The organism is Pseudomonas sp. GM48 (genome assembly GCF_000282335.1).
In the GTDB taxonomy this organism is placed as follows: Bacteria; Pseudomonadota; Gammaproteobacteria; order Pseudomonadales; family Pseudomonadaceae; genus Aquipseudomonas.
In genome coordinates this window covers 1-13,574 of sequence record NZ_AKJM01000128.1, presented here as the reverse complement: position 1 = coordinate 13,574, position 13,574 = coordinate 1, and the positions used below count along the sequence as shown (strand labels likewise).

12 protein-coding genes are annotated in these 13,574 nt (G+C 56.7%); 2 read left to right on the top strand and 10 right to left on the bottom strand.

What is annotated here, in order from left to right; all coding sequences use genetic code 11:
* Positions 1–71: 71 nt before the first annotated feature.
* Complete coding sequence (locus PMI28_RS05035; protein ID WP_007990831.1) at positions 72–719, bottom strand: TetR/AcrR family transcriptional regulator; 648 nt, start codon at positions 717–719, stop codon at positions 72–74.
* A gap of 179 nt (positions 720–898) precedes the next feature.
* Between PMI28_RS05035 and PMI28_RS05040 the strand changes: the two genes are divergently transcribed.
* Together PMI28_RS05040 and PMI28_RS05045 are read left to right on the top strand one after the other, a co-directional pair.
* Positions 899–1,741, top strand: a complete 843-nt coding sequence (locus tag PMI28_RS05040; protein ID WP_007990830.1) for an NAD(P)H-binding protein — start codon at positions 899–901, stop codon at positions 1,739–1,741.
* 90 nt (positions 1,742–1,831) lie between these two features.
* The gene (locus tag PMI28_RS05045; RefSeq protein WP_007990829.1) at positions 1,832–2,026 is read left to right on the top strand and encodes a hypothetical protein; all 195 of its coding nucleotides are present in this window, start codon (positions 1,832–1,834) and stop codon (positions 2,024–2,026) included.
* 216 nt (positions 2,027–2,242) lie between these two features.
* Here PMI28_RS05045 and PMI28_RS05050 read toward each other — a convergent pair whose 3' ends face one another.
* The 9 genes from PMI28_RS05050 to PMI28_RS05090 form a co-directional block, all read right to left on the bottom strand.
* Positions 2,243–3,466, bottom strand: coding sequence for a patatin-like phospholipase family protein (locus PMI28_RS05050; protein WP_007990827.1), 1,224 nt, complete (start codon positions 3,464–3,466; stop codon positions 2,243–2,245).
* A 246-nt stretch (positions 3,467–3,712) separates the two neighbouring features.
* On the bottom strand, positions 3,713–5,173 hold the full coding sequence (locus tag PMI28_RS05055; protein ID WP_007990826.1) for an efflux transporter outer membrane subunit: 1,461 nt from the start codon (positions 5,171–5,173) through the stop codon (positions 3,713–3,715).
* Positions 5,170–7,227, bottom strand: coding sequence for an FUSC family protein (locus PMI28_RS05060; RefSeq protein ID WP_007990824.1), 2,058 nt, complete (start codon positions 7,225–7,227; stop codon positions 5,170–5,172). The genes PMI28_RS05055 and PMI28_RS05060 overlap by 4 nt, the downstream gene beginning before the upstream one ends.
* Positions 7,224–8,276 (bottom strand): multidrug transporter subunit MdtN, encoded by a 1,053-nt coding sequence (mdtN, locus tag PMI28_RS05065; protein ID WP_007990822.1) that lies wholly within the window; start codon positions 8,274–8,276, stop codon positions 7,224–7,226. The genes PMI28_RS05060 and mdtN overlap by 4 nt, the downstream gene beginning before the upstream one ends.
* Positions 8,277–8,291: 15 nt before the next feature.
* Positions 8,292–8,555: a YtcA family lipoprotein gene (locus PMI28_RS05070; RefSeq protein ID WP_007990820.1), complete on the bottom strand. Its 264-nt coding sequence runs from the start codon at positions 8,553–8,555 to the stop codon at positions 8,292–8,294.
* A gap of 342 nt (positions 8,556–8,897) precedes the next feature.
* Positions 8,898–9,791, bottom strand: coding sequence for a polysaccharide deacetylase family protein (locus PMI28_RS05075; RefSeq protein ID WP_007990818.1), 894 nt, complete (start codon positions 9,789–9,791; stop codon positions 8,898–8,900).
* A 62-nt stretch (positions 9,792–9,853) separates the two neighbouring features.
* Complete coding sequence (locus tag PMI28_RS05080) at positions 9,854–10,762, bottom strand: NAD-dependent epimerase/dehydratase family protein (protein WP_007990816.1); 909 nt, start codon at positions 10,760–10,762, stop codon at positions 9,854–9,856.
* A 90-nt stretch (positions 10,763–10,852) separates the two neighbouring features.
* Positions 10,853–11,587, bottom strand: a complete 735-nt coding sequence (locus PMI28_RS05085) for an SDR family NAD(P)-dependent oxidoreductase (protein ID WP_007990813.1) — start codon at positions 11,585–11,587, stop codon at positions 10,853–10,855.
* 93 nt (positions 11,588–11,680) lie between these two features.
* Positions 11,681–13,108: an APC family permease gene (locus tag PMI28_RS05090; protein ID WP_007990811.1), complete on the bottom strand. Its 1,428-nt coding sequence runs from the start codon at positions 13,106–13,108 to the stop codon at positions 11,681–11,683.
* Positions 13,109–13,574 lie beyond the last annotated feature (466 nt).

Here is a 13,574-nt window from a genome sequence, read left to right as displayed (position 1 = left end):
CGAACGCAGCCTCGCGGGCTCGGCAGCTGCTACAAAGGGTGTCGCGGCTGAAATGGCTTAACTAACTGGCACTAGCACCGGGGCTCCATGACTTCGCGCAGGGACAGGCGCTTGAACGCCTCGACCAGTGCGCGCCCTTCCTCTGGCCTGCAAGTAACAGCCAACCGCATGGTCGCCTCGCCCAGGTGCCAAATCAAAAACGCGGATTCCTGAACCTGTTGCTCATCGCTTTGCGGAAATACGCGAAGCATGGCCCGGGCCAGCAGCGCCCCGGCAACCCGGCTTTCCTCCAATTCCAACTGCAATAACTGCTTATCGGCTTGCATGCCGGACCAGATGTCACGCATCACCGGTGTCGCCATCACGATCTCGTAATACTGATCGAGCAACTGCGAATAGGCGACATGCAAGCCCTGGGCATCCTCCACGGCCTCCATTGCCTCGGTAATGCAACGACGGCTCTCAGCGTTGTAGCGCTCAGCCAGCATCCTGATGACGGAACTCTTGTCGGGGAAATACTGATAAAGGGAACCGATCGAGATCCCGGAGCGCTCGGCGATTTCACTCATCTTGAGTTGATCGCTGCCCTTGTCAGCAATCAATTGGGTGGCCATCGCCAGAATCCGCTCCTGACGCTCGCGACTACGTTGCTGCGTGGGATTGCGTCGAACCGGTTCTGCAGCAGGCTGTTCGAGGGTTTCAGAGTTCTTTTTGCGCACGAGGGAATTTCCCGATCAATAACGTGACATGTACTCACCTTAGCATCGCCACTCCCCACGCCCAATAACAGATGCCCGCACGTCGGGGAAATCGGTTTGATGGGTTGACGGCAAAACATGAGCATCTATCATCTTTTAAACGTGAGCATCACTCACATTAACCGATGGAGATGAACGCGATGAAAACCGATCAACCAATCGTGCTGGTCCTCGGCGCCACCGGCAAAACCGGACGGCGAATCACACAACGCCTCGAAGCGGCCGGGCTTCCCGTGCGCCGGGGCTCCCGCGACGCCAATCCCCCCTTCGACTGGGAAGATCGCTCAACCTGGAACGCCGTGATAGATGGCGTTCATTCCGTCTACATTTCCTTTCAACCCGATCTTGCCGTTCCGGGCGCCCTTGAAACCGTCCAGGCTTTCACCGACCTTGCGGTGAAAAGCGGAATCCGCAAATTAGTATTGTTATCCGGGCGCGGCGAAGTAGAAGCGGAACAGGCCGAACACGTCGTACAGAACAGCGGGATTGACTGGACGATTCTGCGGGCCAGTTGGTTCTGCCAGAACTTCAGCGAGGCGCACTTTCTTGAGCCCATCCTGCAAGGCGAACTCGCACTTCCCGTCGGCCAGGTCGCCGAGCCTTTTGTCGATGCAGAAGACATCGCCGAGTGTGCCGTCGCAGCACTGACCCAACCCGGACACACTGACCGGCTCTATGAATTGACCGGCCCCCGGGCGCTGACGTTTGCCGAAGCCGTGACCGAGATTGCCCGTTCCACCCGTCGCACGATCAATTTCGTGGCCCTGCCAGCGGACGCCTATCGCCAGGCAATGGAACAGGAACAACTTCCACCGCAACTGATCGATCTGGTGATGTACCTCTTCACGACTGTGCTCGACGGCCGCAACACGCCCGTGGCCGATGGCGTACAGCGGGCACTGGGTCGGCCGGCGCGGGACTTCAGCGACTACGTGAAGCGCACGGCCGCTACGGATGTCTGGGAAAATGGAAGTCCGACGTAAAGCATTGGCGAGAACAGACTTCGTCGACTAGGGTTTTTGCGTGTCGAACTGCGCGCCTTAATTGGCAGGAGCCTGATCAAGGAGGAACCCATGTCATCCAATCGTAGTACCGAACAAACCTACCGCCAGTGGTCCAGCCCGATCCTGTTGGAGCTCAAGGAGAGAGAGCATCAACTGAATCCGTCAGACCGCCAGGCCTTGGAAAACGTATTGCTGGAAAGAAGACTGATCGACACCGGTAACCCAACCGGCAACGATCGCCGCAAGGCAGACCCGGCGTCCTGAAAGCATCAGGCAACCACGGTCTAGACAGAAGTAATGGAGCAGAAACACACAAGGGTTTGCATCAGCGCTCGCTCGCAAACCCTTGACCTTGTCATTTCACCAACCGGATACCATCCTCCATCGCGAACCCTGTTCCCTGGTTGGATGCTGGCGACTCCGGGCATTCGTGCAGTCAACTCCTCGACTTGCGCCGTTCCCAGGCCTTTGGTGCACTGCTCATAGGGGTACAAGAGGACCAGGTCTCTCTCGCGTACTCTCGTTCGGCGGCGATTTATGCCACGGATAGCCCTTCGCGCTGAGTTGAAAAGCGTAATCGAATAAACGCCTCATGTACTCGCCATCGAATTTCTGATTGTGCGGAAAGTAGAAGTCGGAGCCAATGTACGCAAGATTGAAATCCGCTCCGTCCTGCAGCGCCATACGGTAAATTCGCTCCAGGTCGCTGATCCCCTGAGTTTGAATCAATGCACTGATGGCTCGACCACCGATGCTCAATGTACGGCGTTTCGTCCCGGACCACTGTGGCTCCAGTGTCCCATTACGAATGACATAGAAATGACGTTCGAGTCGCAAAGGTGCTCCAGTGGCCCTGTTCAGCGCCATCTTGGTGCCAGGTGGATAAAGGAACACCTGAGTGATTACCCCTCCGTCCACGTGCATTTCCTGAAACTGTTTGCCGTCAACGTCTACATCAATCATGACGGGTGAGACTGCGCCGGGAATACTCATCGACGCGATCATGATGTTGCGGAAAAGGTCGAGCGCTCCCGGTGCTTTGCTAGAGGCAATAGTGCCCATGTTCCAGGTGACTGGCCGCCCTGAATCAAGGTCGGTTGTGCCGATCAGCAGGATTCGTCCTTTGGCGTATTCCGCCGCAATCGCCGCAAGAATCTCCGCAGTGACGTACTTTGTAATGAGCCGCGCCAGTGGCTTGCTGTCCGCTATACCATCGCTGGCAAGACGGGTTAGCACGTTTCGCGAACGAAAAACGTCTTTTGGACCGATGGCGTTGGCGATATACCGAATGACTTCGTCGTACTCGGATCCCAGGTAGGCGAACGGGGCGACCAGGGCGCCCGCGCTAATGCCCGTGACTACCTTGAACATGGGGCGAGTCCCATGCTTGGTCCACCCCGTAATGAGTCCCGCTGCGAATGTGCCGGCGTCACCGCCTCCCGAAACGGCCAGCATACTTGCCAGCGGCAGGATGTTGTTCGGTTTCCCAGCCCTTTCGAGAGCCTCGCTCTCGCGTTTGTTGCCCTCAATTGCATCCTGAATGAACAGCGTCAGGTCGTTGTCCAGCCAGTAGCGAGCATTGGGAATGCCTGGAATGACCGCTTGTTCCGTTAACGTTTGCGGCACAGCGTCACGGCGTGGCAAGCCCCCTTGCAGGAACATGTTCAGAGTTGAGGCGCCTGGTCTGAGCGGGAATGGTTTCAAAACGCCTCCTCCGGTCCCTGCAGTCGACAGCAAGTGCGCTCATCGCACCCGGGAAAGTCCTTACCCATGGTGCCCGAGATGACTACACGCCAGCCGACTGCGACATGTCATTCGAACGCCAGGCAGTCCATATTGCGCCCCTTTACATGATAAAAAAACTCATTGGCCACGCGCTTCAGGTTCAATACGAAAGCCCTTGAAATCTCCAGGTTAAGGGGTGATTCGATCCAGGGCTTCAAGCGAGGCTCAATCTTCCTGCAATGCAATTGTTTTGCTGGAGTGATAGCCACCACCCAACGCCTTGATCAGGGCAACTTCGCTTTCCAGCCGCTGCCCCTGCAACAAGGCAAGGCCGCTGTGCTCGGCCAACAGCGGCAGATTCGACTCAAGCGCGGTAACCCTGTCGAGCAGACCGCGCTTGTAGTGCGCCGTGGCGCTGTCACGATTGAAACGCATATTGCCGATGCGTGTTTGTTGCAATTGCTCTTGAGTTTCCAATGACTGCTGCTTGCTACCGGCCACGGCGACATCGCGCACGGCATCCAGTACGGCCTGGTTGTACTGATACACCAAGCCATTGCTCAAGCTGCGGGCATTGGCCAGTTCGGCATTGAGGCGACCTCCGTCGAAAACAGGCAGGGTCAGCCCCGGTATCAGGTTGATCTGCCGGCTGCCATGGGCCCACAAATCACCCATGTGCAGGGCGTCGGCGCCGAAAAAGGCTTTGATATCGAAACTTGGATAGAAGGCCGCCTTGGCCGCGTCTATGTTCGAATAGGAAGCTTGCACCAGCCATCGCAAGGCTTGCAGGTCCGGTCGCCTTGCCAACAGTTCGTAACCCAGGCTATCGGGTACCCCATAAACATGCTCCGGTAACGCGCGCGGTGCCAGCGGCAAGGTGACGTCGGCTCCCACACCGAGTAGCGCTCGCATGGCCTCGCGCAGTTGCCATACCTGGCTGCGCAAGGAAACAACCTGGCGATCGATCAGCGCCTGGTTGCTCATCGCCTGCTGTTTCAGTGGCTGCGACTCCAGGCCACGTTCGATACGCGCCTGGTGCGCGGTCACCACTTCGGCAGTGATGGCCGACATGTGCTGCAAGTCGTCGAGTAGCTGCTGTGCCGTCTGGATCTGGAAATACAGCATGGCCACATTGCTGGATACCTCCAGTTCGACCCATGCCTCTTCGGCCTGACGCGCATTACGTACGCCCAAGGCAGCGTCTACCTGGGCTCGTTGACGCCCCCAGAGATCCACTTGGTAGACACCACCGAGGCCCAACACGCCCTCGGTGTACCAAGGGCCGGTGAGCCCGAGGGCGGGTTCGTTCTGGGCGAACGGCCCCAAAAAACCATTGGCGGAAACGTGCTGGCGATTGACCAGCGCGATCAACTGGACTTGCACGCCAGTCAAGGATTTCACGGTGTCGGCCTGGGCACGAGCCTGGTCGATATGACTGCGGGCAATCGCGATGCCGGGAGCCTGGGTGAAGGCCATTTCAATCAGTTGGTTCAGTTGGGGATCTTCGTATCGCATCCACCAACGCGCCTCGGGCCAACCGTCGCGGGCCAGGTGCAGGTCATCAGCCAGACGAAGTTCAGCCGGATCCCGTTGCGGTGCCAGGCTGCCCTCTTCCTGGATCAATGCACAGCCGCCCAGTAACAGATACAGGCCGAGCAGCCATGCACAATGCCGTTGTCTACTCATGGGCTCGGCTCCGGGAGGGCACCTTGCTCAACGTGTTGCCATTCCGGCAGCAAGTCCAGCAGGTGGTGCAGCGTTCGCAGGTCATGCGCCAGGGCTTCGGCGTTCGCATCACCCCCAGTCATCATAATGCCGAGTGCCGGCAAGACCTCCAACTCTGTGCCCCGGGTTTGCAGGTGTACGGCATAGCGCTCCAGCCAGTCGCCCATTTGCTGTTGCCGCTCGTCCAGCCAGCGCTGCGTTGGAGCGCGGAGCTGCGCATCGAGCGCTATCCGATTGCGCTGCAACTGTCCGGTCAGCAGAAGGATTTCCCGCGATTTGGCCAGTAGCGTCTGGGTGAACAGTGTCAGCTCCTCATGCTCCCCCTGATGCCAGCCGGGCTCCAGGGCCACCCGCGCCAGCATGGCCTCGCACTCGGCGAGTTGGCTCCAGCTGCGCAGGCTCTGTCCGTGCAGGCGGTCGGACGTTTCTCCAGGTTCCAGCGCCGGCGAACGTAATAGCGCGGCAATCCCGTGCAGGACTTCGGCCAGACGCCGGCGCAGGCCGTCGCCTTCGCTTTCCGGCCAAAGCACGCCGTGTACCAGGGTGCTGACCAACACTCCCAACAGGATACCCACCAGCCGGTCGCGGATTTCCGTAAGGTCGATGCTCGGGCCAAACTGTTCGAGCAAGGCCAGAGCGAAACAAAACATGATCTGCAGACCGGCGTAGCTGATGCGTTCGGAGCCTGCGGCCACCCATGCACCGAGGGCGATCACCGGCAGGCTCATGGCTAGCAGGCCGACCAGCGTCTCGATGTGCGGGACAACGAAGACGATACACAACAGCGTCAGTGCGCTGCCCACCAGGCAGCCTCCGATCCGCAGCAGGCCCTTCTGGGTCGAGGCGCCGAGGCTGGGCAAGGCAACGATGACGCAAGTCAGCATCACCGTGTGGATACCCGGCCAGTCCACGCCGGTGTAGAACACGTAGCAAATCAGCGTAGCCAGCCAGGTCTTGAAGGCGAAGAGCAGGTAATTGGGGTTGCTGAAAGCATCGCGTACCAGCAAGGGCTCCTTGGTTGTCGGAGCACTGGATGGCGTGGCATGGTCGGTAACGGCCAAGGCGCGCAAGGCATCGCGCATTTCTTCCAGCGCAGGGGGGACCAACAAGCGTTGCAAGGCTCCACTGTGCAGTACTCGTGGCTGCAACAAGGTGTCGTTATCGATGGCTGCGGCCAGGGCCGCGCAATCCTGACGCAACGCAGCAAGGGCCTCGGTGTCATTGCCTTTGGACACCAGCGCGGCAGCCGCCGCATACAAACGAGAAACGCAGGTGATCAACGCCAGTTGGTCGATCTCGCGGGAGCCTTTCACTGAGCCGCGCATGCTGGCGTACTTCAATAGTTTGTGCAGGCTGAGCAACCCCTGCTGGACTTCTACCGCGCCGATCCGCGTCGTATCCGGATGCCCCTCCCCTAACGCGGCCAGGCGTATTTCGACCTGCGCCAGTTGCCTGCGCATCGTCTCGCGCAATTGTCGCTGAGGCTCCTTCGGCAACAACAAGGTGTTAACCAGCAAGGTCACCAGGATCGGGTAGACCACCGCCATCCACACCCACAGGCAGGCACGCAGTAGCAGCTCAGGTTGGGTATTGAGATCCACCAGGCTCTGCACATAAATGGTGACGATGGCCACCACGAAGAACAGTGGGCCGAGGCGCGTTGCGCGCATGGCGAACATGCTGATGAGGAACACCACGCTCGCACAGAGGATGCGCAGCAACGGGTAGCCATAGGTGAACTTGAGCAAGAGGATGGCAATACCGACGGCAATGGTTGCACTGACCATGAACAGGATGCCGACCATACGCGTGAGCATCAGGTTACTCTGACTGACGAAAAACACGATGATCAGCGACAGCGCCAGCAGCGGCACCTCCAGGCTCATGGAGAGGATGATCACCAGAGCGCAGGCCAGCACGTTGCGCAACAGTGCGTTGCCCCGCCCCGGAAAGGGCGAAAGCTGCACGTCAAGGAAGCGCCAGAAGCGTCGCTCCCACGTTGGCGCAGTGCTCATTGCGGCGAATCCCCATCCTGACCGGCATGGATCAGCGCCACGGCCGATGCGCCGATGCGGAACAGGTTCGGATCGGGTTTATCGACTCGGATGCGTACCGGAAAACGTTGTGCCACCCGCACCCAGTTGATGGTCCGCGCAACCTTCGGGAGCCCTGCAGCCTGGGCGCCGCCGTCATCGGGGAACACGCCGAAACCAATGGAATCGACAGTGCCACTGAACGACTGGCGGCTGTCGCCCATCAGGTAAAGGGTGGCGCGGCTGCCATTGTGGATCTTGTCCAGCTCGGTTTCGCGGAAGTTTGCCACCACATACCAGCGACGTGTGTCGATCAGGCTGAAGAGGGGATGACCCGCAGCGGCAAATTGACCGTTGGAAGTGGTCAGGCCGACGATGAGCCCGTCAAAGGGTGCGCGTACCACACTGTGTTCCAGGTCCAGCTCGGCACGGGCTATCTCTGCCTGAATCACCGCACGCTTGCTCACCAGTGCATCGACCCCGCTGACCGCAGCGGCCGCTTGTTTGACCTGTAGCAGCGCCGCGTTCAATTCGGCACGAGTGCTCTTGGCGGCGGTGCGGGCCTGGTCCACCTGTTCCTCGGAGACATAGCCAGGTTTCAGCAAGGGTTCCATGCGCCGCAATGTGTCGGCGCTCTGTGCGGCGGCGGCCTTGGTGCGTTCGACACTGGCTTTCACCGCTTCGGAGTTGAACTGTTGGGCATCAACCTGACGCTGGCTCAGAATGATTTCCTTGTTCAGCGCTTGCAGCGAGGCTTGAGCCTGGTCCAGCACATCCTGATACACCCGTGCGTCGATGCGCAGGAGTACGTCTCCCTGTTTCACCTGTTGGTTCTCGCGCACGGGCAGTTCTTCGATGCTGCCGCTCACCTCGGGAGTGACGTTTATGGTGTCGGCATAAACGTAGGCGTCATCGGTACGCGGGGTGGTATCCAACCGCCAGACCACCCACAACAGCATCACCAGCGTCAAGGCGAGCAATGCGAGAACGATCAAGCGCCGAGGCAGTTTGTTCACAGCGATATCGCTCATGATGCAAGTCCCCGGTCAATTCTGGAAAAGCAGCAGCCAAGTGCTCATCGCCAGCAACGCGGTCAAAACAGGATAAGTCAGAACTGACGGCTGCAGCCAGGCTGCGTGGCCTGACCGTGCAAGCAATATCTGGAGTAGAAAGGCCAGCAGCATTCCAGCGAGGATGCAGAACAGCCAGTCGGGGAAATAGGCACCCAAAACGGGTATCGAGGGAGCATTGGAACAGCCCGATAGCGGAACAATCAGCCATAGTGCCAACACATCGTGTTTACGGCTCATTTGAGCTTCCACCCCCATTGCTAAGCAGCATTTGGCAAATGCTATCTACATTGGCCTCGTGGAAATGTAGCTAATTTTTGGCCAGCCACATCGGCGGGCCCCAGGATCCCAGGTGTTGCACCTGATCTGAAGTTGATAGTAGTACCTGGATCGCTCAAGCGATTCAAACAGACCCGACAGACCTTGTCACACCGAAAGCCGGAAAAAACTGATCCGCGCTCTCCACGCCCAATGAAGTAAAAAAGCATCATTCAAGCAGAGTGGCGACCATCCATCGATGGTCGCCTCCCCAACCTCTACGGCAAACACCCGATGCGCACGATGTATTCACCGTCAGGACGGTTATTTATTTGCCTTAACCGGTCCCTGATAGTAAGGCAGGCTGTCAATTCGCGGTTTATAGACGCCAGTGCGGACACTACGCTGAACATGCGCCGCGATCTCATCCATAGGTGCAAACCAGACATCGCCTTTTTCCATCATGTATTCGATCAATTTCGAAACTTCATGCCATCGTGACAAACGACCGGAAAGGAAAGGATGCCAGACGGGTATGAAAAGGCCGCCATATTCCCACGCTGCATCAAACTCGGCCTTGAAAACCTCGACGGCGCGTTGCGGCGACTGAATCGGCATCTGAAAATCAAGGTCGATACTGTGCATGTACTGGGGCCAGTCATCCAGCGCCCAGCTGGAGGGCAGTTCCACCAGCTCTCCAGCACCTGTGCGCAACAGGTAAGGAACATCATCGCCCATCAATGAGGCGTCATAGCTGAAGCCTCGCTCGATCAGCAAGTCAGCCGAGTGCTCTGACATATTGTAGAGGGGAGCCCGCCAGCCTCGCGGTGCCTGGCCCGTGAAGCGCTTGATGGTGTCGCAACCACGATCGAGCCAATAAGCTTCTTCTTCTCGAGTCAGCTCGTTTGGATGTTCATGTATGTAGCCATGGTGAGCAATCTCATGCCCATGTTCGACGATCGCCTCAATGGCCTTGGGGTATTGCTCGATGCACCAGGCCGGAATGAAGAACGTTTGTTTAATCTCGAAACGTCGATAGGTTTCCAGGATCCTCGGGATCGCCACCTTCGGTCCGTAGTGCAGCATTGAAATACTGGCAACTCGCGTTGCTGAATCCTTGGGGTGTGCCACATGCAGAATGCTGTCGGCATCCATATCAAAGGTAAAGGAGACGGCACAGCGTGCGCCATTTGGCCAGACAATAGGGTTTTCAATCATGCTTAATCACCGATGGCTGCTGAATATCATTGATTCACCAAGAACAGCGAGCAATCCCGATATCAATACTCGTGATCGCGCAGCCAATCGGAGTAATGCATCAGTCCTTTTTCCAGCGACCATTGCGCTCGATACCCCAACTCCCGCTGCGCAGCACTCAGGTCCCATTCCCCATGCCGATCGAGATGCCAGTAGCCGTCGCCGACTTCAATGCGGGCATCAGGAATTATTTTCCTGATCAACTCGACGGCCTCATGCAGCGTCCAGGAGCGATCACCGGCAATATTGAATACACCGCCCTTCAAGTCTCTGGTTTCAGCTGCCATGAGTACAGCACGCACAACATCTTCCACATGAATATAATGGAACCGATGGTCGCCGCCGGTAGGCAAGACAAATTTCTCACCCCGATGAAGCGTTTTAAGTATATCCCTGAGTACCTGCGGCATTTTATTTTCAGGGCCATACACTTCCGCAATCCGCAGCGAGGTCACTTCCATACCATAGAGATCATTGTAGACTCGGCCAAAATGCTCGGTAGCAACTTTGGTTACACCATAGGGTGTCGTTGGATTAGTCGGTGTTTGTTCATTGATCACACCCTCGAAATGCCCGTACACCGTCTCAGAAGAAAAATTGATGAGCCTTTTAATGCCCGCCAGACGCATTGCCTCAAGCAAATGAATGGTGCCATCGATGTTTGCTGCCACCGTCGTAATCGGCAGATCTATGGACAAGTCGGGATGTGACATCGCCGCCGTATGAATAATACGATCAACTCCAAAGTCCTGGATGGTCCGGACGATCCTGGGAATATCGTACAACTCACCCTGTACAGGGGTCATGAACTCCGATTTGGCTTCTGAGTAGTCACGATTGTAACTAACCACCTTAACGCCCTGCTCGCTGAGCTTTTTAGTCAGGTACCTGCCAACATAGCCCAAACCACCGGTAATCATCACAGTGCTCATTTTGTACCCTTCTTGTTATTAGAAAAATCAGAGCCACTTATTTGACTGGGAAATTCATGACTCAGTGAAGTTTAATTGCACGACACTCAACTAGATCGCGGCCCCGCCATTGGGGCTGACTACTTGTCCAACCATATAATCTCCCGCGGGCCCGGCCAGGGCTTCGACCATGGCCGCAATCTCGTCCGGCTTTCCGAAGCGCTTCAATGGAATTGTCGCGCGCGTCTCGTCGTTGTATTCAATGGTGTCGTTGATCAGCATGTCCGTTTCGATCGGCCCCGGTGCCACCGAATTCACCAATACACCTTGTGGGGCAACTTCCTTCGCAACCGCTTTTGTCAGCGCGATCACTCCGCCCTTGGAGGCGCAGTACGCGGCGTAGGTCGGAAAGCCAATCAACCCCAGCTCGGAACTGATATTGATAATCCGCCCCTGACCGCGTGCCAGCATGCCCGGCAACACGGCCTGCATGCAGGCCCAGGTCCCCCCGAGATTGGTGCTGATCATCTGTTCCCACTGTGCCCAGGTCGTCTGCGCGACTGTCGCCGAAACCAGCCTGCCGGCATTGTTGACAAGAATATCGACCCGCCCAAAGTGGTTCTCCGCCTCGCGGATGATTCCGGCTGCCGCTTCGGGATGACTGACATCCGCTTGAACAGTGATCCCATCGCCACCGTTGTCCCGGGCAATACGTATCACTGCGTCCAGTTGATCCTTGACGTCGAAGTAGTTGAGTACCAAATGATCACCACTTGCTGCAAAACGCTTGGCAATTGCCAGCCCAATGCCCCTTCCTGCCCCTGTAATTACGACAACACGCTTCATAAGTTCACCCATGGTTTTAAATGAACATCGCACGCACGCGCCAATGTCCAGTTAACGCAGTCTGCACATTGACCGCATGCGTTAACTTCGCAATCAGGACTCTTGCATTGGAGTGAGTACGGCTTGTTTGGAAACTCGCGACTGCCAAAGCAGAATCATCGCGCCAGAAAGAATGGTCAGCGCGCCAAGGTACCAGGCGGTGTATTGATCCTCGGGCGAAACCGGATTGGCCCCGGCGGTATAACCGATGTATCCCAGCACAAGGATTGCCAGCGCAGCCGGGATCGACAGTGCCAATGCCATACCGAAACGTTGACGGCGAAAAGTCATGACAATAAATGCTGCGATAGCGGCCATGTAGGACATCACCAGGGTGATGGTCACGACATCGTAGTACCACGAGATCTTGTCCAGCGGCTTCCACCAGAGCAGTGAAATAGCGAGGGTCGAGACGATAACGCTGGCCAGCCATGGCGATCTCGTTTTATTGACTGCGCGAAGCGCTTTTGGCAGATGCCCTTCCTCACTCATTCGATAGAGCGTACGCGCAGCCGCACTCGAAGAAATTTGCAATCCGGCACATGCCGAAGTAATCACGACGAATAAAGCGATCCAGGCCATGGCAGGGGGCAAGTAGACATTTGCCACAGCGGCGATTGGCCCACCGTTGCCGTCTTCGATAATTGCCGCCAGTTTCTCTACAGGCACCGCGTACTGCCAGCCAATCGCCGCGAGACTGTAAATGACAAATGCCGAAGTCAGAACGAGTAGCATGGAGCGTTGTACAGTTCGAACCGGAATACGCGATTCCTCGATATAGTTGATCGCCGAATCGAAGTTGGCGAGCATCCATACACCGAACAGCACCCCTGGCCCGATCGCGGACCAACTACCGGGCCCTTCCAGCGTGTACATGGAAATAACTGACAAGTCTGGAACCTGAGGGTTGATGATTCCCATCAACCCGAGCCCGGCGACAACGCTGATCTCGAAAATCAGAAATATGCTGGCTACTTTGGCTGTGGCATTGACGCCGTTGCAGGAAATGGCCAGGAAGATCAGAACCATCCCCGTCCCGATCAGTTTTGCGTTAAGCGGCCCCGCCAATACCGGGAACAGCGCCTGTATGTATTCGGTGCCGATGATTGCACACATGGCCATCACTGCCATGCAGGCAACGGAATACGCCCAACCGAGAATGGTCCCTACACGGGTATGCAGAAATCGCGAGGTAAATGTGAAGACGCCACCCGCCGATGGTGCCTGGCGAGTGAGTGAGATCATGCAGAACGCCATGACCAACATCGGAAAGAAGTAAGCAATCAAAATGGCCAGTGGTGCGCGGTGGCCGGATATTGAGTAAAGAATCGACATCGAAGAGGCCGCGATCCAGCCAGGCGCATTGAAGCCCAGCGCCGAAAACGTCACATCCCTGGTAGTTAGAGTTCCCTTGTTTAGCGCCGTATCCAGATCACGAACAGTTCCGTCACGGTCATAGCCGATGATTTCATAAAAGTTCATTTTTCAGGCTCTGATTAATAGCTATAGAAGATGTTCTAGCGTCAAACCAACCGAGTTGATTTGAGCGCCGTTCTTATTATTCAACTAAGCAAAATGCAGATACTCAAAACCCGAACGAGGCAAATACCAACAGCTCATTCAGATTTGACTTACAGCTTTCTTGTTCTTTATCGCCTTACAGGAAACCCTCCAGCCGGGAATGTTTTTTTTAGCCGCCAGCAGTCACTTCAACTGCGTAGCTATGTGCGCAACCAGTTGTAATGCCTAAATCTCTGAATGGGGGTGGAGGCCAGTATAGGAACAGCCAAAAAATACCTACCATCAGAAATTTCCGATGTTTGAATCTGAATTAGCGAAGTAAGTCCCGGTCAAGAACGGCTCATTCGTTTTGGCTAATGCCTGTCAGTTAAGCAATTTCAGCCGCGACACCCTTTGTAGCAGCTGCCGAGCCTGCGAGGCTGCGTTC